Origin of the sequence: Microbacterium sp. ANT_H45B (assembly GCF_008369345.1) — a bacterium.
Classification (GTDB): domain Bacteria; phylum Actinomycetota; class Actinomycetes; order Actinomycetales; family Microbacteriaceae; genus Microbacterium.
Map to the genome: position 1 here is coordinate 135,789 of NZ_VOBK01000004.1, position 26,862 is coordinate 162,650.

Annotated in this window: 24 protein-coding genes; 5 read left to right on the plus strand and 19 right to left on the minus strand. The window is 68.6% G+C overall.

Features of this window, described 5'->3' with window-relative positions; translation table 11 throughout:
• Nucleotides 1-115 precede the first annotated feature (115 nt).
• The gene (locus tag FQ142_RS16865) at nt 116-490 is read left to right on the plus strand and encodes a hypothetical protein (protein ID WP_188042463.1); all 375 of its coding nucleotides are present in this window, start codon (nt 116-118) and stop codon (nt 488-490) included.
• A complete protein-coding gene (locus FQ142_RS16870) occupies nt 484-1,272 on the plus strand; it encodes a hypothetical protein (RefSeq protein WP_262492188.1) in 789 nt (262 codons plus the stop codon). Before FQ142_RS16865 ends, FQ142_RS16870 begins: the two co-directional genes overlap by 7 nt.
• 115 nt (nt 1,273-1,387) lie before the next feature.
• Here FQ142_RS16870 and FQ142_RS16875 read toward each other — a convergent pair whose 3' ends face one another.
• The 7 genes from FQ142_RS16875 to rsmA all read right to left on the minus strand — a co-directional run bounded on the left by FQ142_RS16875 (nt 1,388) and on the right by rsmA (nt 9,614).
• Nucleotides 1,388-2,509, minus strand: a complete 1,122-nt coding sequence (locus tag FQ142_RS16875) for a sugar-binding protein (protein ID WP_149424255.1) — start codon at nt 2,507-2,509, stop codon at nt 1,388-1,390.
• A 61-nt stretch (nt 2,510-2,570) separates the two neighbouring features.
• Nucleotides 2,571-3,926 (minus strand): multiple monosaccharide ABC transporter permease, encoded by a 1,356-nt coding sequence (gene mmsB / locus FQ142_RS16880; protein WP_056420794.1) that lies wholly within the window; start codon nt 3,924-3,926, stop codon nt 2,571-2,573.
• On the minus strand, nt 3,923-5,443 hold the full coding sequence (gene mmsA, locus FQ142_RS16885; protein WP_301285569.1) for a multiple monosaccharide ABC transporter ATP-binding protein: 1,521 nt from the start codon (nt 5,441-5,443) through the stop codon (nt 3,923-3,925). Before mmsA ends, mmsB begins: the two co-directional genes overlap by 4 nt.
• A gap of 155 nt (nt 5,444-5,598) precedes the next feature.
• Nucleotides 5,599-6,612, minus strand: a complete 1,014-nt coding sequence (locus FQ142_RS16890; RefSeq protein WP_149424256.1) for a LacI family DNA-binding transcriptional regulator — start codon at nt 6,610-6,612, stop codon at nt 5,599-5,601.
• 109 nt (nt 6,613-6,721) lie between these two features.
• A complete protein-coding gene (locus FQ142_RS16895) occupies nt 6,722-7,654 on the minus strand; it encodes a 4-(cytidine 5'-diphospho)-2-C-methyl-D-erythritol kinase (RefSeq protein ID WP_149424257.1) in 933 nt (310 codons plus the stop codon).
• Between the two features lie 13 nt (nt 7,655-7,667).
• Entirely contained in the window at nt 7,668-8,735 is a 1,068-nt protein-coding gene (locus tag FQ142_RS16900) for an aldo/keto reductase (RefSeq protein WP_149424258.1), read from the minus strand.
• Between the two features lie 9 nt (nt 8,736-8,744).
• On the minus strand, nt 8,745-9,614 hold the full coding sequence (rsmA, locus tag FQ142_RS16905) for a 16S rRNA (adenine(1518)-N(6)/adenine(1519)-N(6))-dimethyltransferase RsmA (RefSeq protein WP_149424259.1): 870 nt from the start codon (nt 9,612-9,614) through the stop codon (nt 8,745-8,747).
• A 54-nt stretch (nt 9,615-9,668) separates the two neighbouring features.
• Between rsmA and FQ142_RS16910 the strand changes: the two genes are divergently transcribed.
• On the plus strand, nt 9,669-10,955 hold the full coding sequence (locus tag FQ142_RS16910) for an MFS transporter (protein WP_149424260.1): 1,287 nt from the start codon (nt 9,669-9,671) through the stop codon (nt 10,953-10,955).
• On the opposite strand, the gene FQ142_RS16915 is transcribed toward FQ142_RS16910, so the two are convergent.
• The 9 genes from FQ142_RS16915 to FQ142_RS16955 all read right to left on the minus strand — a co-directional run bounded on the left by FQ142_RS16915 (nt 10,937) and on the right by FQ142_RS16955 (nt 22,203).
• Nucleotides 10,937-11,821 (minus strand): TatD family hydrolase, encoded by an 885-nt coding sequence (locus FQ142_RS16915; RefSeq protein ID WP_149424261.1) that lies wholly within the window; start codon nt 11,819-11,821, stop codon nt 10,937-10,939. The two genes, FQ142_RS16910 and FQ142_RS16915, sit on opposite strands and share 19 nt — an antisense overlap.
• 10 nt (nt 11,822-11,831) lie before the next feature.
• Nucleotides 11,832-13,409 (minus strand): methionine--tRNA ligase, encoded by a 1,578-nt coding sequence (metG, locus tag FQ142_RS16920; RefSeq protein ID WP_149424262.1) that lies wholly within the window; start codon nt 13,407-13,409, stop codon nt 11,832-11,834.
• Between the two features lie 53 nt (nt 13,410-13,462).
• Complete coding sequence (locus FQ142_RS16925; RefSeq protein WP_149424263.1) at nt 13,463-15,034, minus strand: molybdopterin-dependent oxidoreductase; 1,572 nt, start codon at nt 15,032-15,034, stop codon at nt 13,463-13,465.
• A gap of 18 nt (nt 15,035-15,052) precedes the next feature.
• A complete protein-coding gene (locus FQ142_RS16930) occupies nt 15,053-16,222 on the minus strand; it encodes a glycoside hydrolase family 1 protein (RefSeq protein ID WP_149424264.1) in 1,170 nt (389 codons plus the stop codon).
• Between the two features lie 72 nt (nt 16,223-16,294).
• The gene (locus tag FQ142_RS16935; protein ID WP_149424336.1) at nt 16,295-17,995 is read right to left on the minus strand and encodes an ABC transporter ATP-binding protein; all 1,701 of its coding nucleotides are present in this window, start codon (nt 17,993-17,995) and stop codon (nt 16,295-16,297) included.
• A 5-nt stretch (nt 17,996-18,000) separates the two neighbouring features.
• Nucleotides 18,001-18,915 (minus strand): ABC transporter permease, encoded by a 915-nt coding sequence (locus FQ142_RS16940; RefSeq protein WP_149424265.1) that lies wholly within the window; start codon nt 18,913-18,915, stop codon nt 18,001-18,003.
• Nucleotides 18,912-19,892, minus strand: a complete 981-nt coding sequence (locus FQ142_RS16945; RefSeq protein WP_149424266.1) for an ABC transporter permease — start codon at nt 19,890-19,892, stop codon at nt 18,912-18,914. Before FQ142_RS16945 ends, FQ142_RS16940 begins: the two co-directional genes overlap by 4 nt.
• Nucleotides 19,889-21,553, minus strand: coding sequence for an ABC transporter substrate-binding protein (locus tag FQ142_RS16950; protein WP_262492190.1), 1,665 nt, complete (start codon nt 21,551-21,553; stop codon nt 19,889-19,891). Before FQ142_RS16950 ends, FQ142_RS16945 begins: the two co-directional genes overlap by 4 nt.
• Before the next feature lie 197 nt (nt 21,554-21,750).
• Nucleotides 21,751-22,203 carry a MarR family winged helix-turn-helix transcriptional regulator gene (locus FQ142_RS16955; RefSeq protein ID WP_149424267.1) on the minus strand — a complete coding sequence of 151 codons (453 nt, stop codon included), beginning with the start codon at nt 22,201-22,203 and terminating at the stop codon, nt 21,751-21,753.
• Between the two features lie 63 nt (nt 22,204-22,266).
• Here FQ142_RS16955 and FQ142_RS16960 point away from each other — a divergent pair, with 63 nt between their 5' ends.
• Nucleotides 22,267-22,635 (plus strand): VOC family protein, encoded by a 369-nt coding sequence (locus FQ142_RS16960; RefSeq protein WP_056420757.1) that lies wholly within the window; start codon nt 22,267-22,269, stop codon nt 22,633-22,635.
• Nucleotides 22,636-22,674: 39 nt separating this feature from the next.
• On the opposite strand, the gene FQ142_RS16965 is transcribed toward FQ142_RS16960, so the two are convergent.
• The 3 genes from FQ142_RS16965 to rsmI are packed head-to-tail and all read right to left on the minus strand — an operon-like array spanning nt 22,675 to nt 25,256.
• Nucleotides 22,675-23,778: a LacI family DNA-binding transcriptional regulator gene (locus FQ142_RS16965; protein WP_149424268.1), complete on the minus strand. Its 1,104-nt coding sequence runs from the start codon at nt 23,776-23,778 to the stop codon at nt 22,675-22,677.
• Nucleotides 23,779-23,811: 33 nt separating this feature from the next.
• A complete protein-coding gene (locus tag FQ142_RS16970) occupies nt 23,812-24,438 on the minus strand; it encodes a class I SAM-dependent methyltransferase (protein ID WP_149424269.1) in 627 nt (208 codons plus the stop codon).
• Nucleotides 24,438-25,256, minus strand: a complete 819-nt coding sequence (gene rsmI, locus FQ142_RS16975) for a 16S rRNA (cytidine(1402)-2'-O)-methyltransferase (RefSeq protein WP_149424270.1) — start codon at nt 25,254-25,256, stop codon at nt 24,438-24,440. The genes FQ142_RS16970 and rsmI overlap by 1 nt, the downstream gene beginning before the upstream one ends.
• Nucleotides 25,257-25,304: 48 nt before the next feature.
• On the opposite strand from rsmI, the gene FQ142_RS16980 reads away from it, so the two are divergent.
• Nucleotides 25,305-26,858: a dolichyl-phosphate-mannose--protein mannosyltransferase gene (locus FQ142_RS16980; RefSeq protein WP_262492191.1), complete on the plus strand. Its 1,554-nt coding sequence runs from the start codon at nt 25,305-25,307 to the stop codon at nt 26,856-26,858.
• The last annotated feature ends 4 nt before the right edge of the window (nt 26,859-26,862 follow it).

Below are 26,862 nucleotides of genomic sequence, written 5' to 3' on the forward strand. Positions count from 1 at the left end.
GGCAGTCGCGACCGGAGCGCTGGTCGGATGCACTCCCCGCTCCGCACCGACGCCCACCCCGACAGCGGTCTTCGCCACCGAGAAGGAGGCATTCGCGGCGGCTGAGGAGGCATACATGGCATACAACGAAGCGGTCAATGATGCTCGCGAGACCCAACAGACGCTCGCGCCGGAGAAGTTTCTGACGGGCAAGATCCTCGCTGCCGAGACCGCCACGTCACAGACTCTCGCAGAATCCCACATCCACTTGGAGGGGCCAACGCAGGTGATGGAATTTTCGGGCGTCTCTGCTGACACGGGAGTCGCGGTCTCGAGGGTGGTCGCCCGCGTTTGTGTCGATATCAGGAACGTGCGGGCCATCGATGCCGAAGGCAATGACGTGACCGCCACCGGGCGCAGTGACATCTATGGTCTCGACGTCGAGTTCAGCGGCAACAGTGAACTGTTGCTGATCTCTGATTACGAGGTCAATCCGGAGATCCCGTGCTGACCGCGGTGCTGGCTGTGGCGGTTCTAACGCTCCTACCTGCCGCGACGGGCTCGACAGGTTGTTCCGACTCAGCGCTGGCGACCGGGGGATGCGGTGTCGCCAATGACGGCACCACCCTCACGATCACCGGAACCCAGGAGCGACCGGGCACGAGCACGGACGACTCCGCCTCCGACCGCGGCGACGCCGATCCCCCGGCGGATCCGAGTCGGCGAACTCCCTCCGACCTGTGCAGCCCCCTGGGCTCACGGGTCGGCAACTGCGCGACAGCCCCCGTCCTTCCCACTGTGGGGGTCGTCCCATCGATCACGATCAGCGACCTCGAGCAGTTCGCGCCGCAGGCGACCACCACCGCGGCCGAGCCGGGCGACATCGGCATCGCCGGAATGCCGACCAACTTCATCGCGGTCGCAGCGGAGCAGACGCGCACCGGCACGATCCTGGGCGTCCCGATCACGGTGCGGTTCACCCCCGTCGCGTACGACTACCGTTACGGTGACGGCAGCACCGCCACCCTCGACGCCGCCGGACAGACATGGGCGGTGTTGGGTCAGGCGCAGTTCACCCCCACGCCGACGAGCCACACCTACCGGAACCGCGGCACCTACCTGGCCGACGTCGACGTCCGCTACGCGGCCGAAGTCGACCTCGGGAGCGGATGGTTCCCGATCGACGGGCAGCTCACCACCGACGGCCCCGCCCGGGAGATCCACATCCTCGAAGCGCGCACCGCTCTCGTCGCCCACACCTGCCTCGAGCACCCCGCGGCCGCCGGATGCTGAGCACCACACGCGATCGCGAACAGCCCGCGCGGTCCTGAACCGCGCAACACGACGCAGAAGAGCCGCCCGGACCCGAAGGTCCGGACGGCTCCCCTGCGTGTCGGAGCGACGTCGCTTACTGGTACGACTTCACGATCTCGAGCAGGCTCGGAACGTTCGCGTACGCCTCAGCGGCGTTCTCCTTGGTGACGATCACCGGGTCGAGCAGGTAGGCCGGAACGACCTTCGCGCCGTTGTCGTACGACTCGGTGTCGTTGACGTCGACCTTCTCGCCCTTCTGGAGCTGGCCGACCATCTTGATGGCCTGCTCGACGAGGAGCGTGGTGTCCTTGTTGATCGTGGAGTACTGGATGCCCTCCATGATCGACTTCACCGACTCGACCTCGGAGTCCTGTCCGGTGACGACCGGAACGGGCTTGCCGGCCTGCTGCACCGAGGTGATGATGGCGCGAGCAAGGGTGTCGTTCGGCGACAGGACGCCGTCGAGCACCGTGTCGCCGCTGTACGACGAGGTCAGGATCGTGTCCATGCGGTTCTGCGCGTTCTCGGGCAGCCAGCCGTCGGTCGCCGTCTGCGCGATCTCGGTCTGACCCGAGACGACCTTCAGCGTGCCGTCGTCGATCTTCGGCTGCAGGACCTCCATGGCACCGTCGAAGAAGACCGCCGAGTTGGCGTCATCCGGCGAGCCCGAGAAGAGCTCCACGTTGTACGGAGCCTCGTGACCGGCGCGCTCGGCGAGACCGTCGAGCAGGGCCTGGCCCTGCAGGTTGCCGACCTTGAAGTTGTCGAACGCGGCGTAGTAGTCGACGGCCTCGGTGTTCTCGATGAGACGGTCGTAGGCGATGACGTAGGCGCCGGCATCCTTCGCGGCCTGCACCTGCGTGGCCAGCTGCTTGCCGTCCTTCGCGCCGATGATGATGACCTTGGCACCGTTGGTGACCATGGCCTGGATCTGGTTCTGCTGCTCGGCGACCGTGTTGCTCGCAGGAGCGTACTGGACGTCGGCCTTGAAGCCGGCCTCCTTCAGGCCGTCCGTGAACAGCTTGCCCGCGAGGACCCAGTTCTCACTGGTCTTGTCGGGAAGCGCGACACCGATCGTGGATCCTGCCTCGAAGCCCGCTGCGGCCTCGTCGCCGGATCCCGTGTCGGTTCCGCCGCCACGCTCAGCGGAGCAACCCGTGAGTGCGAAGGCAGCCGTCGCGACGAGCGCTGTCGCTGTGACGATGATCTTCTTCATGTGATCTCTTTCTCTGTGGTGTGACGGACTCGGCGCGCGAGCACTGCGCGTGTGCGTCCGCTTACTTTCCGCTCGTCTTGTCGACGGGTGGGGCTTGGTAGGTCTTGTTGGGCTCGAAGGTCGCGGTCGCCGGATCCTGCTGGCGGGCGGAGCGACGCATCATGAAGCCGATGAGCGACGGGCGACCCTGCTGCTTGTTCCAGACGTCGATGCCCACAGCGAGCAGGAGCACGAGGCCCTTGATCATGGACACGACATCGGAACCCTGACCGAGCAGGGCGAGGCCGTTGTTGAGGAACGCCATCACCAGACCACCGATGATCGAACCGACCACGGTGCCGATACCACCGGCCACCGCGGCGCCACCGATGAAGACCGACGCGATAGCGTCGAGCTCCCAGCCAGTGCCGTCGTTCGGGCCGGAGGCCTGCGAACGGGCGACGAAGATCATTCCGGCGAGTGCGGCCATCATCGACATGTTCATCATGACGAAGAAGTCGACCCAGCGATCCTTCACACCCGACAGGCGCGCGGCCTGGCGGTTGCCGCCGACGGCGTAGATGTGACGGCCGAACACGGTGTTGCGCGTGACGAACGAGTAGATGATGACGAGCGCGAGCAGGATGAGGCCCGGCACCGGGAAGCTCGTGCCGGGGCGGCCGGTCGCGAACATCCAGGCAGCGGCGAGCACGACGACCGAGAGCAGCACGACCTTGACGACGCTCACCCAGACCGGGGCGCTGTCGGAGCCCATCTTGTGCTGGATGCGACGGGTGCGGATCTCCCAGAAGACCAGCCACGCCACGGCGAGCAGGGCGAGCAGCATGGTGAGGACGTTGAAATTCAGCGGCAGGCCGACCTCGGGAAGATATCCCGTGCCGATGACCTGGAAGCCCTTGGGCACCGGGATCGTCTGCGCGTCACCGATCCACTGCTGCGCTCCACGGAAGAACAGCATGCCGGCGAGGGTCACGATGAACGCCGGCACCCCGACATAGGCCACCCAGAATCCCTGCCACGCTCCCACGAGGGCACCGACGCCGAGTCCGAGGAGGATCGCGAGCGGCCAGGGGAGGTCCCAGTCCGCCATCGCCTTCGCGACGACGATGCCGGTGAACGCGGCCACCGACCCGACCGACAGGTCGATGTGGCCCATGATGATCACCATCACCATGCCGATCGCGAGGATCAGGATGAACGAGTACTGGTTGATGACGTTGATCAGGTTGCCCGACGTCAGCGTCGCACCGTTCGGACCGTTGCGCAGTAGCGTGAGGATCTCGAAGAGCGCGATGATGACGATCAGGCTGCCGAGGATGCCGAACTGGCGCAGCGACGAGGTGCCGTTGCCCCCGAACATCTTGCGGATGTCGCCGAAGTGGAAGCCGCGCTTCGTTGTCGTGAGGTCGGTGGTCATGCGGATGCTTTCTGGTTCGCGGAGGTCATGCTGCGCATGAGCGCCTCGGGTGTCGCCTGGTCGGCCGGGATGCAGTCGGTGACCCGACCTTCGAAGACGGTGTAGATGCGGTCGGAGATGCCGAGCAGTTCGGGCAGCTCGCTCGAGATGACGATGACGCCCTTGCCCTGGGAGGCGAGCTCGTTGATGATCGCGTAGATCTCGTATTTGGCGCCCACGTCGATGCCGCGGGTCGGCTCGTCGAGGATCAGCAGGTCGGGGTCGGTGAACATCCACTTCGCCAGCACGACCTTCTGCTGGTTTCCGCCCGACAGCTTGCCGACGCCCTCTTCGACGCTCGGCGCCTTGATGCGCAGCGCCTTGCGGTAGCGCTCGGCGACCGAGAACTCCTCGCGCTCGTCGACGACGCCGCGACGGGAGATCTTCGACAGCTTCGCCGCCACGACAGAGCGCTTGATGGTGTCGAGCAGGTTCAGGCCCAGCACCTTGCGATCCTCACTGACGTACGCGAGACCGTGCTTGATGGCCGAGGAGACGTCGGGCATGGAAATCTCCTGCCCGTCCTTGAACACCTGACCGCCGAGGAACGTCCCGTAGGAGCGACCGAAGAGGCTCATCATGAACTCGGTGCGCCCTGCGCCCATGAGACCGGCGATGCCGACCACCTCGCCACGACGGACGTCGAGGTTCGAGCCCTTCACGACCATGCGCTCCGAGACGGTCGGATGCTGGACCCACCAGTCCTTGACCTCGAAGAACACCTCGCCGATCTCGGGGGTGCGGTCGGGGTAGCGGCTCTCGAGCGAACGGCCGACCATGCCGCGGATGATGCGGTCCTCGTTGATCTCCCCGCGGGAGATGTCGAGGGTCTCGACCGTGCGTCCGTCGCGGATGATCGTGATCTCGTCGGCGATCTGCTCGATCTCGTTGAGCTTGTGGCTGATCATGATCGACGAGATCCCCTTGGACTTCAGCCCGAGGATCAGGTCGAGCAGGTGCTGCGAGTCGTTCTCGTTGAGCGCGGCGGTCGGCTCGTCGAGGATCAGCAGCTTGACGTCCTTGTTGAGCGCCTTGGCGATCTCGATGAGCTGCTGCTTGCCGACACCGAGGGTCTTGATCGGCACGTCGGGGTCTTCCTTCAAGCCCACGCGCGCCAGCAGCTCGATCGTGCGCTGACGCTGCGCCTGCCAGTCGATGCGTCCGAAGCTGCGGATCTCGTTGCCGAGGAAGATGTTCTCGGTGATGGAGAGCTCGGGGATCAGCGCCAGTTCCTGGTGGATGATCGCGATTCCGGCCGCTTCGCTGGCCGCGATGTCGCGGTAGCGCTGCTCCTCGCCGTACAACAGGATGTCCCCGTCGTACGAGCCGTAGGGGTACACGCCGGAGAGGACCTTCATCAGGGTCGACTTGCCGGCGCCGTTCTCGCCGCAGATCGCATGGATCTCGCCGGCTCGGACGGTGATGGATACATCCGACAGCGCTTTGACACCCGGGAATTCCTTGGTGATGCTGCGCATCTCCAGGATGGGGCCTGACACGACCGGCAACGTTGCTGTGGTGCTCACAAGATCTTCCTCGCGACGGGCGGTCACCTTCTATGTGACCGTTCACATTGGATTACATAGTCTACGCTCGCCGAAGCCGTGTCAAGACCACAGACGAAATTGTGGCTCTACCGAGGCGCGGAGGATTCCCTCGTGCGCAGCGTGGTCTGCAGCGACCCGAACTCCGGCACGGCCTCACCCCGGATCTGTGCGAGCAGGATGCGCACCGCGCGTCGCCCGAGCTCGGGGAAGTCCTGGTGCACCGTGCTGAGCGTGGGCGCCACGTGCGCCGCCACCGGGATGTCGTCGAACCCGACCACGCTCACGTCCTCGGGGACGCGGATGCCCGAGTCCCGGAATCCGTGCATGAGTCCGATCGCCATCTGGTCGTTGGCGACGAAGACGGCGGTGAAATCCCGTCGCCGCGACAGCTCCTGGCCGGCGAAGTACCCGAAGTCCGCGGTCCAGTCGCCGCGGATCGGCGGGAAGGTCGGCAGGTCGGCCTCGCGCAGCGCATCGAGGTATCCGCGCATGCGCGACTCCGCCTCGATCCAGTCCTGCGGACCGGCGATATGGATGATGTCGCTGTGGCCGAGGCCGATGAGGTGCTCCGTCGCGGTGCGTGCGCCGGCGACCTGATCGGCGGACAGGCTCACCCCGTCGGACCCGGACGCCGTCTGCAGCGAGACGAACGGGATGTCCGCCGACATGCCCCGCAGGACATGGAAGGCGCGTACCTGAGGCGCGAGCACGACGATGCCGTCGACCTGCTCGCGAGCCAGCTGACGCAGCGCGCTGCCGATCGCCTCGGGCGTGGTCGCCGACAGGTTCAGGGTCGAGACCGAGTACCCTTCCTCGCGTGCGGCATCCTCGATGCCGACGATCGACGAGGTGGGCCCGAACTCCCCCACCGTCGCCGACAGGATCCCCAGCATGTTGGACTTGCTGGTCACGAGCGCGCGCGCCGCGAGGTTGGGGCGATAGTCGAGCACCGAGATCGCGTCGAGCACCTTGGCCTTCGTCTCCGGCCGGATGCTGGGGTGATCGTTCAGCACCCGCGAGACGGTCTGGTGCGAGACGCCGGCCAGGCGAGCGACGTCACGGATGCTGGGCATGCGGGCGCGCTCAGAGGGGGTCGACATCACAGACCTCCTCGTATGTGCACGGTCACATCCTCACTCATTATGACGGGAAGGCATGCCGAGCGCACCTTTCCGGCATCCGGGCTCAGGACCGGGGTCGAGACCGGGGTCAGGAGATGATGCGGGCGCCCGGGACCGGCCCGTGCACGTGCAGGGTCTCGAGACCGTGGGCGCGCAGCGCGGACTGCACGTCGTGCGCGTCCTCGGGACCGGCGCAGAGCAGAGCGACCGTCGGCCCGGAACCCGACACGATCCCCTGCAGAGCACCGGCGTGGATGCCGTGCAGGATGACGTTCTCGAGATCGGGCCGTTCGTACAGCGCGGCCTCCTGCAGGTCGTTGTAGATGCTCTCCGACAGCAGCTCGGGATCCCCCGACCGCAGCGCCTGCAGCACGGGGGCCGGCACCTCCAACGACAGCGGCGGGTCGTCGGCGAGGGCCCCCTCGTCGTCACGCAGGGCATCGAGCCTGGCGTACACGACGGGCGTCGAGAGCCCCTCGTCGCTCTGCACGAGCACCCAGTCGAAGCGGCCACGGGCCAGCGCGGGATTCAGCTGGTCGCCTCGACCGGTGCCGACGGCCGTGCCGCCGTGCAGGGCGAACGGCACGTCGGCCCCCAGACGCGCGGCGAGCTCATGCAGCCGCGCGGTCGAGAAGCCGGTACCCCAGAGCGCGTCGCAGGCGACCAGCGCCGCCGCCGCGTCGGCCGATCCCCCGCCCATGCCTCCGGCGACCGGCACGCTCTTGCGGATCTCCAGCGCCACCCCGCCGTCGTACTCGGCCGCGGTCGCCAGCAGCTTGGCCGCGCGCATCGCGAGATTGCGGTCGTCGCGCGGCACCGTGCTCGGATCCTCGAGCCCCGACACCGTGATCGAGAAGTCGTCGGCGTGCCGGGCGATCACGTCCTCGTACAGCGACACCGCCTGGAACACCGTCGCCAGCGCGTGGTAGCCGTCGTCATGCCGGCCACCCACGCCGAGGTAGACGTTGATCTTGCCCGGTGCGCGGACGCGGACCGAATCGACGGGGGCGGCGGTGCTCATCAGGGTCGTCCCGTCACAGCTCCGTGGACGACGCCCACAGGTCGACGTCGATGGATCCTGCGGCCTCGTCGATGCGGGCGAGCTGCGCGTCGGTGAAGTCGGGGCCGTTCACGGCGGCGATGTTCTCGTCGAGCTGCTCGGGGCGCGAGGCGCCGACGAGGGCCGAGGCGACGACCGGGTTGCGCAGCGTCCACTGCAGCGCGAGCTGGGCGAGCGACTGCCCGCGCTCCGTCGCGACGTCGTTCAGGGAGCGCAGCGTCTGCACCGCGGCATCCGACAGCGGCGCCTCGGGAAGCGACCCGCGCTTCTGCGCACGCGACGCCGTGCCGTCGCCGAGGTACTTGTCGGTGAGGAGGCCCTGCGCGAGCGGGGTGAAGGCGATCGCGCCGACCCCGGACTGCTCGAGGGTGTCGGTCAGCCCGTCCTCGATCCAGCGGTTGAGGATCGAGTAGGCCGGCTGGTGGATCACGAGCGGAGTGCCGAGCTCGGTCGCGACGGCGACCGCCTCGGCCGTGCGCTCGGCGCTGTACGACGAGATCCCGACGTACAGGGCCTTGCCCTGACGCACGAGCGTGTCGAGGGCGCCGACCGTCTCGGCGATCGGGGTCACCGGGTCAGCGCGGTGCGAGTAGAAGATGTCGACGTGGTCGAGCCCCATGCGGGTCAGCGACTGCTCGGCGCTGGCCAGGATGTACTTGCGGCTCGCGAAGTCGCCGTACGGACCCGGCCACATGTCCCAGCCCGCCTTCGACGAGATGATCAGCTCGTCGCGGTAGGGACGGAAGTCCTCGGCGAAGATCCTGCCGAAGTTCTTCTCGGCGGAGCCGTAGGGCGGGCCGTAGTTGTTCGCGAGGTCGAAGTGCGTGATGCCGCGGTCGAACGCATGGCGCAGCAGCGCGCGCTGGTTGTCGAGCGGGATGTTGTCGCCGAAGTTCCACCACAGGCCGAGCGAGATGGGCGGCAGGAACAGACCCGACGTGCCCACCTGGCGGTACTCGAACTGCTGGTAGCGGCTCTCGTCGGCCGCATACGGCCGGTGCAGCTCGGGGATGTTCGGACGGAAGCGGGGAGAGTCGGTCACGGTGCCAGATTAGTCGGTGACGACGGCGTCTTCGATCCGAGCGACCTGCTGCGCAACACGGTGATAGTCCTCGACCGTGAGGTCCTCGCCGCGTGCGGTCGGGGCCACGCCCGCCGCGATCAGCACCTCGGAGGCCGCAGCCGAGCTGCCGAACAGACCGGACAGCGCCTGCCGCAGCATCTTGCGCCGCTGGTTGAACGCGGCATCCACGATCCGGAACGTGCGACGGCGCTCGTCCTCCGTGCCACGCTCGCCCTCCGACCGGTCGAATCCGACGAGGAGGCTGTCGACGTTGGGCACGGGCCAGAAGACTTGGCGCGACACGGTGCCGGAGAGCTTCCATTCGCCGTACCAGGCCGCCTTGACGCTCGGCGAGCCGTAGATCTTCGAGCCGGGCTTCGCGGCCAGTCGCTCGGCGACCTCGGCCTGCACCATCACGACCCCGCGCTTCAGGTACGAGAAGTTCTCGAGGAAGTGCAGCAGTACGGGGACCGAGACATTGTACGGCAGGTTCGCCACGAGCACGGTGGGCTCGCCCGGCAGCTCGGTGATGCGCAGCGCGTCGGCGTCGACGACCGTGAGCATCTCGGCCGGCACGCCGTGCTCGACGACGGTCTGCGACAGTCGCGCGGCCAGCCGGTGATCGATCTCGACGGCGGTCACAGACGCCCCGGCCTCGAGGATCGCGAGCGTGAGGGATCCGAGACCAGGCCCGACCTCGACGACCCGCTCCCCCGGCCGCACCCGCGCCGCATGCACGATCTTGCGGACCGTGTTCGCGTCGACGACGAAGTTCTGTCCGAGCTTCTTGGTCGGGGTGACATCGAGCTCGGCGGCGAGTCGGCGGATCTCGGTGGCGCCGAGCAGGGTGACTGTCATCGTCCCATTCTCCCCCACTCCCTCGATGTCCCCCGCCCTCAGTAGTCTTCTGTGATGCCCTCCCTCGGTGAACTGATCGCACCCCGGCGCATGGGCAGGGATTTCCGCTGGCTGCTCGCGTCATCATGGACGAGCAACGTCGGAGACGGTGTCGCCCTCGCGGCCGCTCCCCTGCTCATCGCGTCGATGACGTCGTCGCCGATCCTGGTCGCCGCGGGCGCCATCCTGCAGTTCCTGCCGTGGCTGCTGTTCGGCCTGCACGCCGGGGCGATCGCCGACCGGTTCGACCGTCGACGCCTGGTGATGTTCGCCAACGCCGCGCGGGCCGTGGTGCTCGCAGGGCTCTGCGCCTTCCTGCTGACCGGCACGGCGAACATCTGGATCGTGCTCGCGGTCGCCTTCCTGTACGGCACCGCCGAGGTGTTCGTCGACACGGCGGGGAGCACGCTGCTGCCGATGCTCGTGGCGCCGTCGGACCTCGGCATCGGCAATGCCCGGCTGCAGGCCGGATACCTCGTCGCGAACCAGTTCGCGGGGCCTCCGCTGGGCGCGTTCCTGTTCGCCGCGGGCACGGCCTGGCCGTTCCTGCTCGAGATCGTCTGCGTGCTCCTCGCGGTCGTCCTCATCTCGCGCATGGCGGCGACGCCCGTACCTCCGCGCTCCGCCGGCGAAGGCGAGGGCGAGGGCGAGAGATCGCACGTGCACACCGACATCGGCGAGGGCCTGCGCTGGCTGTGGAAGAACCCTCCGGTGCGGATGCTGGTGCTGATCATCCTCGTCTTCAACGTCACCTGGGCGGCGCCGTGGGGCGTGCTCGTGCTCTACGCCACCGAGCATTTGCACATGGGCGCGGTCGGGTACGGCGCCCTCACCACGGCGTCCGCGGTGGGCGGGATCCTCGCCACGCTGTGCTTCGGATGGCTGGAGCGGCATGTGTCCTTCGCGACGCTCATGCGGGTCGTGCTGTCGCTGGAGGTGCTGATGCACCTCGCGTTCGCCCTCACCTCCACAGGGTGGGTCGCGCTGGTGATCATGTTCGTCTTCGGGGCGTACGCCTTCGTCTGGGGCACGATCTCGACCACGGTGCGACAACGCCTCGTGCCGGCCGAGCTGCAGGGCCGAGTCGCCTCGGTCAACATGGTCGGAGTGTTCGGCGGCATGGTGATCGGACAGGCGCTGGGTGGCGTGATCGCGCAGGTGTGGGGACTCACCGCGCCCTGGTGGTTCGCGTTCGTCGGCGCCGCGCTCACGCTGGCGCTGGTCTGGAAGCCGATCTCGCAGATCGTCAGCGCAGCACCGGTCGATCAGTCGCTGAACGAGACTCAGACGAACGAGCCGTAGACCCGCAGCGTGTTCTCGGCGATCTGTGCGGACAGCTCGTCGACCTCGATGCCGAGTTCCGCCGCCATGAAGCGCACGGTGATCGGCACCAGATAGGGCGCATTCGGTCGACCGCGCAGCGGGGTCGGCGTGAGGAACGGCGCGTCGGTCTCGACGAGGATGCGATCGAGCGGCGTCACCTTCAGCGCATCCCGCAGGTTCTGCGCGTTCTTGAACGTGACGTTGCCCGCGAACGACAGGTGGTAGCCGGAATCCGCGCAGATCCTGGCCATCGTGTCATCGCCCGAGAAGCAGTGGAACACGGTGCGCTCCGGCGCCCCGACCCGGTGCAAGGTCTCGAGAACCGCATCATGGGCGTCGCGATCGTGGATCTGCATCGCGATGCCGTGCGTCTTGGCGAGCGAGATGTGGGCCTCGAACGACTCGAACTGGGCTCCCCTGCGCTCGGGCTCCGTGCGGAAGAAGTCGAGCCCGGTCTCGCCGATCGCCCGCGTGCGCGGGTGTGCTGCGAGCTCGTCGATCACCGCGATCGCCTCGTCGAGGCCGACCCCGCCGAGGCGCCCGGCCTCGGCATAGGCGGGCGCATCGTTCGGATGGATCGCCACCGCCGCGAGCACGCGAGGGTCGGATGCCGCGGCCTCGACCGCCCACCGCGACGACTCGATGTCGCCCGAGGCCTGCACCACACCGGCGATGCCGACCGCCTCGGCCCGATCGAGCTGCTCGGTCAGCGACAGCGGCTGGTCGCCGTCGAGGATCTCGAGGTGCGCGTGGTTGTCGTACACGGGCACGGCGAGCGGCTCGGGCGCCGCCGGATACCGGAGGTCTTTGCGCCCGTCGCCGTCTCGCTGCTGCACGTAGGTCATGGGGCCGGGCTCAGGCGGTGGTCTCCACGCGCGGGAACAGCGGCGCGAGTGCGTGGACGCTCGTTCCCGGGCGCAGCACCCCCCACGCCCCCGCCTCGCGGATCGGCTGATCCTGCAGACGTCCGAGGCTCTCGGCGGCGCCGAGGGCGCTCCAGAGCTTCTCCGTCGACTGCGGCATGACCGGCGAGAGCAGCACGGCGAGCGCACGCAGCCCCTCGGCGCAGGTGTACAGGACGGTGCCGAGGCGACCGCGCTGCTCGTCGTCGCGGGCCAGAGCCCACGGCTCGTTCTCGGTGATGTAGCCGTTCAGGGCGTCGACGATGGTCCAGATCGACGAGATGGCCTCGTCGATGCGGAACTGGTCGACCGCGGCATCCGCGTTCGAGGCGGCATCCGCGACGATCTTCTGGATCTCCAGATCACGCGCGCTGTAGTCGGCGGCCGCGGGGACCGCTCCGGCGAAGTACTTCTCGATCATCGCGATGGTGCGCGAGGCGAGGTTGCCGAAGCCGTTGGCGAGCTCGGACTGGTAGCGGGCCGACAGATCCTCCCAGGAGAACGAGCCGTCCTGCCCGAACGCGATCGCCGACAGGAAGTAGTAGCGGTACGCGTCGGAGCCGAAGACGTCGGTGATCTCCGTCGGGGCGATGCCGGTGAGCTTGGACTTCGACATCTTCTCGCCACCCACGAGCAGCCAGCCGTGCGCGAAGACGCCGCGGGGCACCTCGAGCCCTGCGGCCATGAGCAGCGCGGGCCAGATCACCGCGTGGAAGCGCAGGATGTCTTTGCCGACCACGTGGTACGCGGGCCAGCGACGGTCGAACGTCGCCTGGTCGGCGCCGTACCCGACGGCGGTGGCGTAGTTGAGCAGCGCATCGACCCACACGTAGATGACGTGCGACTCGTCCCACGGGAGCGGGATGCCCCAGTCGAACGTGGAGCGCGAGATCGAGAGGTCCTTGAGTCCCTGGCTGACGAAGGAGACGACCTCATTGCGGGCCGAATCGGGGCGCACGAAATCGGGCTGCGTCCGGTACAGCTCGAGCAGACGGTCCTGGAACTCGCTGAGCTTGAAGAAGTAGTTCTTCTCCTGCAGCAGCTCGAGGGGCTTGGAGTGGATCGCGCAGACCTTGAGCCCCTCGAAGGGGCCGGTCCCGTCGACGATCTCGGACTCCGGCTTGAACTCCTCGCAGCCCACGCAGTAGAGGGCCTCGTACTCGCCCGCATAGATGTACCCGTTGTCGTAGAGGCGCTGGAAGAACGTCTGCACGTTCGTCTCGTGGCGCTCCTGGGTGGTGCGGATGAAGTCGTCGTTGGCGACGTCGAGGGTCTCCAGCAGCGGGAACCACGACTCGGTGACGAGCTTGTCGACCCACTCCTGCGGGGTGACGTTGTTCGCCGCCGCCGCCCGCAGCATCTTCTGGCCGTGCTCGTCGGTGCCCGTGAGCATCCACGTGTCGTCGCCGCCCTGGCGGTGCCAGCGCGCGAGCGCGTCGACCGCCACCGACGTGTACCCGTGGCCGATGTGCGGGACATCGGAGGGGTAGTAGATGGGCGTGGTGATGTAGAACGAGTCGCCTGCGGGCATGGGCACAATTCTAGGCGGGATGCCGGGAGTCGTTACGCCGTCGGGAACGGCGCTCACGCCACCGAGACCTGGATGCGATGCCACCCCTGCGCGCCGTCGGGCACGACACCCGCCGGTTCCGAGGTCTGGGTCTCGCCGTCGGCGCTCAGCGCCCGGCACTCGATGGTGTGCATGCCGCTCTCGGCCGCCCACGGCAGGCGCCACTGCACCCAGGTGTCGGGTGAGATCGGGGTCGAGAGCTCGGCGCGACTCCAGGGCCCCTCATCGATGCGCACCTCGACGCCCTCGATGCCGACGTGCTGCTGCCAGGCCATGCCGGCGACGACAGCATCGCCGGCCTCGATCCGCTGCCCCGGTCGGGGCACGTCGATGCGGGACTGCAGCTTCACGGGCCCGCGCTCGGACCAGCCGCGGTCCGTCCAGTACGCGGTCGCGCGATCGAACCGGGTGACCTCGAGCTCGGTCACCCACTTCGTCGCGGACACGTAGCCGTAGAGGCCCGGCACCACCATGCGCACCGGGAACCCGTGCTCGATCGGCAGGGGCTCGCCGTTCATCGCCACGGCCAGCAGGGCGTCGCGGTCATCGGTCAGCGCCTCGATCGGCGTCGACGCGGTGAATCCGTCCGACGACCTCGACAGCACCATGTCGGCATCGGGGTCGACCCCCGCTTTCGCGAGCAGCTCGCGCACGGGATGCCCGAGCCATCGGGCGTTGCCGATCAGGTCTCCTCCCACCTCGTTCGAGACGCAGGCGAGCGTCACGTAGGACTCCTGCATCGGCAGCGCGAGGAGCTCGCCCCACGTGATCCGCACTTCGCGCTCGACCATGCCGTGGATGCGCAGCGTCCAGTCCGCGGGGTCGAGGCGGGGGACGATCAGCGCGGTGTCGATGCGGTAGAAGTCGGCGTTCGAGGTGACGACCGAGGCGAGTCCGGGCACGCCGAGCTCGGCGCTCGCGGCGACCGCAGGCGCGGGCGTCGTCGGCGCAGGCAGCCGCAGAGCGGTGCGCACCGCGTCGATCGATCGGGTCGCACCCCGCGCGGCATTGCCCACGACGAGGGCCACCGCACCGGTCGCGGCGACGCCGACGGTCCACAGCAGGAACCGTCGGCGCTCCTCGGCGTCGGGGCGGAGATACGGCACGGGACTCAGCCGTCGCACGAGCAGCCGCAGGGCGACCACGGCGACCGCTCCCGCGACGAGCCCGGGAAGCCAGGCGAACGGCCCGGCACCGGGACGGATCATCGCGGCGACCAGCGCCAGCACGCCCAGGGCGGCGAGGATCGTGGCGCCCACTCCCGCGCGCCGCCGCTCGAGGATGCCGGCGAGCGCGGCGATGCCGACGAGGACGATCGCGATCCCGGTGATCAGGGCGAGCTTGTCACCCGTGCCGAACAGGGCGATGGCGGCATCCTTCGCCCAGCTCGGGGCGAGGTCGATCAGACCGCTGCCGATCACCGCGAACGGACTCGCACTCGGTTCCACGACCGCGGCGACGAGCTCCGCCAGGCCGACCGCGACGACCGCCGCGCTCAGCCCGGCGGCCGCCGATCGACGCCGGTCGCCCCGCAGCGTGCGGGTCTCCTCGATCGTGCTCCGGTCGGTCACGCTCCGGTTGGTCATGATCCGAGGGTAACCCCGTCAGAGGGCGTTGCGGCGGGCCACCTCTCCCAGCCATGCCAGCGACGGCTTCGGCGTGCGCGCGAACGTCTCGTGGTCGAAGCCGATGAGACCGAAGGTCGGGCGGAATCCGCTGGCCCACTCGTAGTTGTCGAGCGCACTCCAGTGCTGATACGCCTTGACCTCGATGCCGTCCGAGATCGCCCGGTGCAGCCCCTCCAGCGCGCCCTGGGTGTACGCGATGCGCCGGGTGTCGTCCGCGGTCGCGATGCCGTTCTCGGTCACGAGCACCGGCACCCCTCCGCTGCGCTCCCACGCACTGCGCACGCCCATCTCGAGCGCTTCGGGGAAGAACTCCCACCCGGTGAGCGTCGTCTCGACATCGTCCGCGACCGGGCGAGGGCCCTCGGGGCCGATGAAGGTGCGCGTGTACGCCTGCACACCGACGAAGTCGTCACCCGCGGACTGGTCGAGGTACCAGTGATCGCGAGGGTCGCCGTACTCGGCCAGCATCTCGTCGGCACCGGGCTCGCCGGTGGAGTGGAAGGCCTGCGTCGCGATCGTCCATCCGGCCTGCACGCCAGGCACGGAGTGCAGGATCTCGGATGCCCGGTGGTGGGCGTCGAGCAGGGTGTCGGCCACCGCGAGGTCGGGGTTCGGCAGACCGAACGCGACGAGGTTGGCCGCATCCTCTCCCCCGGCGAGCATCGCCGCGATGTTCGGCTCGTTGATCGTGCAGACGTAGGTCACGCCCTCGAGGATCGGCAGCACCGTCTCGACGTAGCGCGAGAAGAGGTCGACCGCATCATCCGCCCGCCAGAATCCGTCCTTCTGGAACCACTGCGGCACCGTGAAGTGCATCAGGGTCACCGTCGGGTCGAGTCCGTTCTCGCGCGCCGTGTCGATCATCCGCCGGTAGTGGTCGAGCATGGCCCGCGACACGAAGCCGCGCTCGGGCTCGATGCGCGCCCACTCCAGCGAGAAGCGGTACGAGTTCAGTCCGGCATCGGCGAGAAGCCGCATGTCCTCCGGATACCGGTGGAAGTGGTCCGCGGCGTCGCCCGAGGGCTCCACCATCGGGGACCCGGGAGCGTGCTCCATCGTCCACCAGTTGCTGGTCGTGTTGTTCCCCTCCACCTGATGGGCCGCGGTCGCGGCGCCCCAGAGAAAGCCGTCAGGGAATGTGAGCACAGGTGCGCCCCTCTCGTGTTCGTCGGGTGAGGTGTTCGTCGGTGAATGACGGACTATCGGATGCGTGACGGGTTATCGGATGCGTGACGGGTTGGGCACGGCATCCAGCAGCTGGACCGTGTACGGGTCCTCGGGATGCTGCAGAACCTGGGCGGTCTCTCCCCGCTCGACGACCCGTCCGCTGTTGAGCACCAGGATGTTCTCGGTGACCAGGCGCGCGCTCAGCAGGTCGTGCGTGATGTAGAGCATGCTGATGCCCCACCGCTCACGCAGGTCCTCGAGCAGGGCGAGCACGCCCGCGCGCAACGACACGTCGAGCATCGAGACGGGCTCGTCGGCGATCAGCACCTGCGGGTCGCTGGCGAGCGCCCGCGCGATGACCACGCGCTGACGCTGGCCGCCCGAGAGCTGGTGCGGGAGTTTCGCCGCGAACTGCTCGACCGGTGTCAGGCCCACCGTCTCGAGGAGTTCGAGCATGCGATCCCGTGCCTCCTGCCCGCGGAGCTTCGTGTAGTTGCGGATCGGACGGCTGAGGGCGTACTCGACGGTGTGCAGCGGGTTGAGCGCCGCATACGGGTCCTGGAAGACCATCTGGACGTCCTTGCGGAGATCGCGCAGCCCCTTGCGGCCGAGGCTCGCCACATCGACGTCGCCGAACCGCACGGTGCCGTCGGTGGGCTTCTCGACGCCCGTGATGAGCTTCGCGATCGTCGACTTGCCCGAGCCCGACGCCCCGACGAGGGCGAGCGCCTCACCCGGTTCGAGCCGGAACGACACGTCGTCGACCGCCGTCACCGGCTTCTCGCCGCGGCGGGGTGCGGGGTACCGCTTCGACACGCCCTCGACGACGATCGCGGCATCCGCACGGCGCGTGTCCCGCTGCGACACCGTCGGCACCGTCTCGGTGACGTCGGTGCGCGACCGTCCCTCGCGTCGGCGCGTGCCCAGGTCGACGAAACCGGGGATCGAGATCGACTCGGCCCTCGGGTCGGCGTAGTGGCTGAGCAGCATCTGCGTGTACTCGTCCTGCGGCCTGGTGAGGATGTCGATGCTCGGTGCGTCCTCGACGATCCGCCCCTCGTGCATGACCATGACCCGATCGGTGGCCTCGAGCACGATGCCCAGGTCATGGCTGATCAGGATCGCGGTGAAGTGCTCGGACCGCTGCAGGTCCTTGATCGTGTCCATGACGGCGTGCTGCACGAGCACGTCGAGGGCCGTGGTCGGCTCGTCGAACACCATCAGCTGGGGCTCCAGCGAGAGCGCGAGAGCGATCGAGGTGCGCTGGCGCATTCCACCGGACAGCTCGCTCGGATACCGAGCGAGCACTGAACGGTCGAGGCCTACCTTGCCGATCAGCTCTTCGGCCCTGGCCTCCCGATCCTTCTGGGGGACGTGCCCGTGGGCGGCGAAGATGTCGCGGAAGTGATTGCCGACCGTGCGCACCGGGTTCAGCGCGTTCATGCCCGACTGCAGCACCATCGCGAACCCGCCCTGACGCTGACGCCGCAGCTCCTCCGCGTTCAGCTCGCGGATGTCGCGACCGTCGAACAGGATGCGGCCGCCGCTGATGCGCGCCGGAGGCTTCTGCAGACGGGTCAGCGCGAAGCCCAGGGTCGACTTGCCCGACCCGGACTCCCCGACGAGCCCGACGAACTCGCCGCGACGCAGCGAGAACGAGACGCTCTCGACCGCGGTGACCGGCTTCGTGCCCGGCGATGCGTATTCGACCGACAGATCCTGCACGTCGAGCAGGATGCCGCTGTCTTCCATGGCGCTCATCGGCCCTTCCCTTCACGCAGGCGCGGATTGGAGATGCCGTCCACGCCGAAGTTGATCAGTGTCAGGCTCAGGGCGAGCAGGGCGATGCACAGACCGGGGGCGAACAGCAGCAGCCACTGCCCCGTGAGCAGGGAGTTGGAGTTCTGCGCCCAGTAGAGCATGGTGCCCCAGCTGACGATGCTGGAGTCTCCGAGACCGAGGAACTCGAGTCCGGCCTCCGCGAGGATCGCCGCCGTCGCCGCTCCGAAGAGCGTCCCGGCGATGATCGAGGTCATGTTCGGCAGGATCTCGCGGAACACGATGCGCGCACGGCTGTCACCCGAGAACTGCGCCGAGGTGACGAAGTCGTTGCCGCGGAGCGACTGGGTCTGGCTGCGCAGCACACGCGCTCCCCATGCCCATCCGGTGACGACGATCACCGCGATGATCATCAGGATGCCGCCGTTCTGCAGGTAGGCGGCGATCACGATCATGAGGGGCAGACCGGGGATCACGAGGAAGAGATTGACGATGAAGCCGACCACCTCGCCCAGGAATCCGCGCATGTACCCCCAGCTGAGACCGATCAGCACGGCGACGATCGTCGAGAGGATGCCGGCGGCGAGGCCGACCAGCAGGCTGATCTGCGATCCGAAGATCAGCTGGCTCAGCACATCCTCCCCGGCGGCCGTCGTCCCGAGCCAGTGGGCCCACGAGGCGTCGGCGTTGCGCTCGAACGAGTTGTCCTTGGCCCCGTACGGCGCGATCAACGGCGCGAACACCGCCACCACGACGAAGAGTCCGAGGATGATGAGTCCGAGCCTGGCCTTGCCGTTCGACCAGAGCGTGCCGACCATGCGGGCGAACGAGCGCCACGGGCTGGGAGCCGCGATCCGCTCGGCGGGAACCTTGACGTTCATGGTGGAGGTCATCGGCGAGTCCTCGGGTCGAGTACCCCGTAGAGGATGTCCACGAGGAAGTTGGCGACGAGCACGCTGACGGTGATCATCAGGAAGAGCGCCTGCATGAGCGGGTAGTCCTGCCCGATCACGGCGTTGAAGAGCAGATATCCGATACCGGGATATCCGAACACCTGCTCCACGAGGATCGATCCGCCGACCACACCGCCGAGGGTGAGGCCGAAGCCGGTGAGGTTCGGCAGGATCGCGTTGCGGGCGGCGTAGCGGATCGCGATCGTGCGGCCGTGCAGCCCGTTCGCCTCGGCGAAGGTCACGTAGTCGTCGCCCAGCGTGTTGATCATGGCGTTGCGCATGCCGATGATCCAGCCGCCGAGCGAGGTCAGCAGGATCGTCAGCGCGGGCAGCACCGCGTGGCTGAGCAGGTCGCCGATGAATTCTCCGGTGAACCCCGGGGTCGTCGTCGCGGCGTACGCGCCGGTCGTCGGGAACCAGTGCAGCACGTACCCGAGGAAGAACAGCAGCAGCAGCGCGGTCCAGAAATACGGGAAGGTGCTGAGGAACGAGCCGGTCAGCGTCGGCAGCGAGTCGAGCCAGGTGCCGCGGCGCCACGCGGCGGCGACGCCGATCAGCGTGCCGATCACGAAGGCGAGGATCGTGACGATGCCGACCAGGCCGATCGTGTACGGCAGCGCGGTCGACACCATGCTCGACACGGACTGCGGATAGAACGTGTACGAGACGCCGAAGTCGAGCCGGACCACCTGTCCGAGATAGGCGACGTACTGATCCCACATCGATCCGGTGGGGACGCCGAGCTGCGCTTCGATCGCGGCGCGGGTCGCATCGGACACCGGCCCGTTCTGGGACAGCTTGGCGATGGCGGCATCCGCCGGGGAGCCGGGCATCAAGCGGGGCAGGAAGAAGTTCAGGGTGACGGCAGCCCACAGGGTGAGCACGAACAGACCGAACTTCTGGAGCGAGTACTTCATCGGTCCCCCTCCTCGACGCGCTTCAGGTGCGTGAAGATCATCAGCGGCGCGGAGTCATAGTTCTGCGGGATCATGTACGGGTCCTCCGCCGAGGGCCACCCGGTGAACTTGGCGTCGTTGAACAACCCCCAGATGCCGCCGTAGTAGAGGCCGATCACGGGCATCTCGTCGTAGACGATGCCCTGCAGCTCCTTGACGATCTCGGCCTGACGGGCGGCGTCCACGGTCTCGCGGTACTCCGCGAGCAGTGCGTCGGCCTTCTCCGATCGATAACGCTCGAAGTTGTTCGCCGTCTTCTCTCCCGACGGCACGTAGAACTCGCTGGAGAGCAGGTTGTTGTAGGCCTGGTACACGTCGCCGTTGCCCATTCCGCCCACGGCCATCTCGAAGTCTCCGGTGCTGATCGCACTCTGATAGCCCGCGGGCTGCGGGAGCTTGAGGGTGACTTTCACCCCGACATCGGCGAGCTGGCTGCGCACAGTCTGCGCTGCCCGCGTCCAGTCCGTGAAGCCGTTCGCGCTCGTGAGCGAGAATTCGAGCTGCTCGCCCGACGCGTTCACGAGACGGTTGCCGTCGAGGGTGTATCCGGCCTGGGCGAAGGCGGCGAGTGCGGCATCCTGATCCTGGGTGATCACACCCTGGTCGGGGATCGAGGGGTCGAGGTACTCCTCCTGGTTGGGGAGGATCAGTCCGGTCTGGCCGGCAGGCTTCATGTGCCCCTCGGAGGCGGTCTCCGCGATCTCGGCACGATCGAGCGAGAGGGCGATTCCTCGTCGCACGTTCACGTCGTCGAAGGGGGCGACCTCGAGGTTCGGCATCAGTCCGATCACACCGCCCGGCGGGAACCACCAGGAGTTGTGCTCGCTCGCCGCTCCCCACGTGCCCTCGACATCGGAGAGGAAGGAGTAGGCCCAGTCGTACCCACGGCTGACGGTGTCCAACTGTGAGTTCGTGGAGGGGAGGATGATGTGCTCGATCTCGACCGAGTCGGCCTGCCAGTAGTCGGGGTTCTTGTCCATCGAGTACTGCTGGTCGTTGTAGTTGCCCAGCACGAAGGGCCCCGTGCCGACCGGGTCCTCGTTGCGGTAGGTGTCCGGGTTCTTCACGTCCGCCCAGCGGTGCTCCGGCACGATCATCGTCTGCCCGAGGATCGACAGCGACGGCGCATCTTCGGTCTTCAGGTGCAGGACGATGTCGTCGCCGCTGGTCTCGACGCTCTCGAGGTGCTGCCACGCGCCCTTGATGTCGAGGGTCGGGTTGTCTTTGAGGAGCTGGAAGGTGAAGGCCACGTCGTCGGGCGTCAGCTCTTCGCCGTCACTCCAGGTCACGCCATCGCGGATCGTCATCACGATCGTGCGGGCGTCGGGTTGGGTCCACTCGGAGGCCAGCCACGGGTTGAGCGTGCCGTCGAGGGGGTTCACCAGGATCAGCGGTTCGTAGATCCACCTCGACGCGGTGCGGGTGTTCGTCAGGTACGGATTGAAGTTCCGTGTGAAGAACGGGTTCCCCTTGTCCGCATTGATGAGCATCGTGTCGTCGCCGATCGATGGATCGGGCTGCGAACTGATCTGGATGCTGCAACCGCTGAGGACCACGGCCGCTGCCGCCAGTCCCACGATCGCCGCTCTCCGCCAGCGCCGGAGCATGTGCGTCTTCGCCACACTGCCACCTCATGTCGTCTGTGTCATGAAGGGATCCCACGGGTCGGGGCACCCCACGGCCGAAGCCGTTCCCGCAATTGTAAGCGCATACATTTGCACCGCGCAACCCCTCGCGGCGAGAGGAGGTATTCGGCGGACGGGGCTGGGCAGAGCCTGCCAGCGGGGCTGGACAGACTCAGCCGACGGGCTGGGCAGACTCAGCCGACGGGAGTGCGCAGCGACCGGGTCATGCTCTGGAGCGCGCGGAAGGCCGCCGACTGATCCGCGTCCGTCATCCCTGCGAGCATGCGGATCTCGACGGAGCGGACCGCTGCCGTGGCGGCGGCGAGACGCTCCCGCCCGCGCGGGGTGAGGCGGGCCGGAAGCGCCTTGCCGACCGGAGGAGCGTCGGGGCGCGTGACCAGGCCGTCGCGCTCCAGCGTCTGGAGCAGGACGTTCATGGACTGCCGCGTCACGAACGCCCCGCGGGCGAGCTCGGAGTTCGAGAGGCCGGGGCGCTGGGCGAGCAGCTCGAGGCAGGAGTAGTGCGTGATGGTCATCCCGAGTGGCCGCAGCACCTCCTCCATGGCCGCACGCAGCGCGCTCGACGCCTCTTTGAGCAGGTATCCGAGCGAACTGTCGAGGTCGATGCTGCCGCCGTCTTGACTCATGTCAGTATTCTGACATACGCTGACCCATGTCAGATAACTGACACGAACAGAGAAGAGCACCTGATGCCCGTCACCGGCCCCGACTTCGTCTCCCTCCAGACCCGCGACCTCACCGCCTCCCAGGCCTTCTACGAGAGATACCTCGGTCTCGTCCGCTCTCCGGCGGGCCCTCCGCACGCCGTGGTCTTCACGACGACTCCCATCGCCTTCGCACTGCGCGACATCGCTCCCGGCACCGACCTCGACGCCGTCGACCAGCCGGGCATCGGCGCCGCGATCTGGCTCCATGCCACCGACGTGCAGGAGATCCACGACGCGCTGGTCGCCGACGGCCACACGATCGTCGCCGCACCGATCGACGGCCCGTTCGGGCGCACGTTCACGTTCGCCGATCCCGACGGCTACCGCATCACGCTGCACGACCGCGCCTGAGCCGCCGCGGCCGGGACCGCCGTCGCCGCCGTCCGTCGGTCAGGGGCGCTGCGAGCTCTCGCGGACGATGATCTGCAACGGCAGGCGCACGGTCATCGGGTCGGCGTCCGGCCGCTCGAGGCGGCGGGAGAGCAGCTGCACGGCGGCACGACCGAGATCGATCATCGGCTGCCGCACGGTGGTCAGCGCCGGACGCGACAGCGCGGCGGCCTCGATGCCGTCGAAGCCCGTGACCCGCACATCGTCGGGAACCCGGATGCCGGCCGAGCGGAACGCGTCGATCGCTCCGAGCGCCATCTGGTCGTTGGCGGCCACGAGCACCGAGGGCGCACCGCCGTCGATGAGCGTCTGCGCCGCCGCGTGACCCGACGCGCGCGTGAAGTCTCCGCGCAGCACGGTCACGTCATCGAGGGCGAGCCCCGCCTCGGCGACGGCGGCGGCGAAGCCGTCCCACCGCTGCGCACCGTCGGGAGAATCCGCAGGTCCCCCGAGGAAGGCGATGCCGCCGGGGTCGGCCTGCGCGAGCACCAGGCGGGTCAGCTCCGCCATGGCCTCGGCGTTGTCCACCGTGACGTGGTCGTAGCTGTCGCCGCGCGCAGGCCCCGACAGCACGACCACCGGGATCCGCCGGGCGAGCCGGGCGAGCACGTCGTCGGGCACGCTCCGAGCCAGCACCATCAGTCCGTCGACCCGGCCGGCGATGTCGCGCACCGTCTCCCGGCCGGGGTCGTCGCGACCGACACCGATCATGAGCACGAAACCCTGCTTCCACGCCTCCAGCTCGGCACCGCGCAGCACCTCGTCGAGGAACAGCATGGTCGGCTGCGGCACGCCCGCATCGGCGGTGCGCTGTTCGACCGTGAACGACGGCCGGGCGGACTGCCCCTCGGCGAGCACGTCGAGCACCGGGGCGTCCTCCGAGGCGTCGAACCCCGGGAAGTACAGCCCCAGCACGCCGGTGCGGCGTTCCGCGAGTCCGCGCGCGCTGCCGCTGGGCACGTACCCGAGCTCGGAGACCGTGTCGAGCACGCGCTCGCGCGTGGCGGGGCGCACGGCATCCGGCTGTCGCAGCACGCGCGACACCGTCGCGATCGACACGCCGGCGCGCTCCGCGACGTCGTAGACGGTCGCCTTCCTGCTCACGCTCGCTCCTCCTCCGGGTGGGTGTGCACCAGGCTACCCGGGTGTCGAGCGCGCGATGAGCGACCCGTGCGGCCGGGTGCTGACCTCGCCGGGCTCGCGCCCGCGGCTCTCCGACGACACGACCTCGAGCCCCGTCTCCGCCAGCACCGCGGCGAGCGCGTCGGCCGACCAGAAGTACGCCGGAGCGATCGCATGCGCGAAGCGCTCTCGCGGCTCGCCCTCGAAGAACCCGATCAGGAGGCTGCCACCGGGCACCAGCACCCGCGCGAACTCCGCGAGGATCTCGGGCAGATCCGCCGGAGGGACGTGGATCAGCGAATACCAGGCGAGGATGCCGCCGACCGACCGCTCCTCCAGAGGCAGGTCGCGGAAGGAGCCGACGTCGAAGCTGATGCCGGGGTGCCGGCGCCGTGCGGATGCGACGAAGGCGGCCGACAGATCGATCCCGCGCGCCTCACGCTCCCCTCGGGCCAGCAGCTCCGTCCACTGACCGGGCCCGCATCCTGCGTCCAGCAGCACGCCCGCGGTGCCGTCGCGCCAGGCAGCGATGACCGCCGCATCCCGAGCATCCAGCTGCGCGATCGTGCCCGCCAGCGCGACGTACTCGGCCGCGCGCGCGTCGTACGCTGCCGCGATCTCGGCATCGACCCCCGCGGTCATCAGCTGCGGGCGGCGAGCGCGGCCTGGTACAGGTCGCGCGACGAGAGACCGGTGGCCGCGGCGACCTCGGCACACGCATCCTTCAGACGGATGCCGGAGGACACGAGCCGCTGCACCTGCGCGAGCGCGTCATCCGCCGAGGCCTCCCTGCGGGGCGCCCCCTCGACGACGACCACGATCTCGCCCTTGACCCCCGCCGTCGCCCACTCCACCAGTTCGGCGGAGGTGCCTCGGCGGACCTCCTCGTAGAACTTCGTGAGCTCGCGGCACACCGCGATGCGCCGGTCGTCGCCGAAGGCTGTGCCCATGTCGGCGAGCGACGACGCCAGCCGTGCCGGCGACTCGAAGAAGACCATGGTGCGGGGCTCGGCGGCGAGCGCGCGCAGCGTCGAGCGCCGCTCCCCCGGCTTGCGGGGCAGGAACCCCTCGAACGTGAACCGGTCGGTCGGCAGTCCCGAGATCGACAGGGCCATCAGCACCGCGCTGGGACCGGGGATGGCGGTCACGGTCACGCCCAGCGCCACGGCCGCGGCGACCAGCCCGTAGCCGGGGTCGCTGATCGCCGGCATCCCGGCATCGCTGACGACGACGACGTCGGTCTCGATCGCGAGCGTCGCGAGCTCGGCCGCCTTCTGCTTCTCGTTGTGATCGTGCAGGGCGATCAGCCGCGGCCGGTTCGCGATCTGCAGGGCCTGCAGCAGTCGCCCGGTGGTGCGGGTGTCCTCCGCGACGACGACCTCGGCGTTCTCCAGCACCTCGACGAGGCGGCGCGACGCGTCCCCGAGGTTTCCGATCGGGGTCGCGGCGAGGATGATCACCCGCCCAGCTTAGGCGGACGCCATGGCCGGGTTGTCTAGGCTGGAGCGGTGACCACGCCCGTACCGCTGATGCCTCCGCCCGAGGAACGGCTGACGCGCTACGGACGGCTGCGCGACCGCCTCCTGGACGACCCGGACTGGGGGCGGATGCTGCGCTGGTTCGCCCCGCTGGTCGTGACCGCGCTCGCCGCCGTGCTGCGTCTGGTGAACCTCGGGCATCCGCACCAGCTCGCGTTCGACGAGACGTACTACGTCAAGGACGCCTGGTCGCTGTGGACCCTGGGCTACGAGGGCACGTGGGGCAAGGACGCGAACGAGGCCTTCATCACCCTGCAGCAGCTTCCGCTGTCGGAGGCGGGGTCGTTCATCGTGCACCCGCCGCTGGGCAAATGGCTGATCGCCCTGGGCATGGCCGTCGGCGGACCGGACAACACCGTCGGCTGGCGCATCGCGACCGCCCTGCTCGGCACCGCCACGGTGCTGCTCGTGTACCTGGTCGCGCGCCGTCTGACCGGCTCGATCGTCGTCGGGACCGTCGCCGCGACGCTGCTCGCGATCGACGGCCTCAGCATCGTGATGAGCCGCACCGCGCTGCTCGACGGACCGCTCACGTTCTTCCTGATGCTCGGTGCGCTCTTCATCCTCATCGACCGCGACCGGGTGATCCCGGTGCTCGAACACGCGGACCCCGACGCCCCCGACCCGATGTGGGGCCGGGTGCTGTGGCGGCGGCCGTGGCTGGTCGCCGCCGGTGTCGCGCTCGGCGCCGCCTGTGCCGTGAAATGGTCGGGCCTGTACGCGCTCGCCGCCTTCGGACTCTACGTCGTGGTGACCGACGCCCTCGCCCGCCGCCGCGCCGGCGTGGTGCTGTGGCCCACCTCCGCCGCTTTCCGCCAGGGGCCCGTGTCGTTCGTGCTGCTGGTCGTCCCGGCATTCGCCGTCTACCTCACCAGCTGGACCGGATGGCTGGTGACCTCCGGCGGCTACGCCCGCCAGAGCGACCCGAACCCGCTGATCGCCCTGTGGAACTACCACGAGGCGATCCTGAACTTCCACGTCGGCCTCGTGAAGGGGCATCCCTACGCCAGCCCTGCGTGGGAGTGGCCGTTCCTGCTGCGGCCGACGGCGGTCTGGGTGGGCAGCGACCCCGCGCCGTGCGGCGTCGACCACTGCATCGCCGTGATCTCGACGATCCCGAATCCGCTCATCTGGTACGCCGGCGTCGCCGCCGCCGTCTACCTCATCTACCGGATGGTCCGCGGCTGGATCTCCCGCCGCCCCGTCGGGCCCGCCTTCACCTTCGCGCTGGTCGGACTCGCCGCCACGTACATCCCGTGGCTGCTGTTCCCCGAGCGCACGATCTTCCAGTTCTACACGGTGGCGATGGCACCTTTCCTCGCGATCGCCCTGGCCGTCGTGCTGCGTCACCTCGCCGGACGGCGCGAGGACCCGCTGCACCGACGGCAGGCGGGCGAGCGGACGGTGCTGATCTTCCTCGTCGTCGTGGTGCTGGTCTCCGCGTTCTTCTACCCCGTGTGGACGGGAATGAGCGTGCCGTACGACTTCTGGCTGCTGCACAACTGGATGCCGGGCTGGATCTGACCCG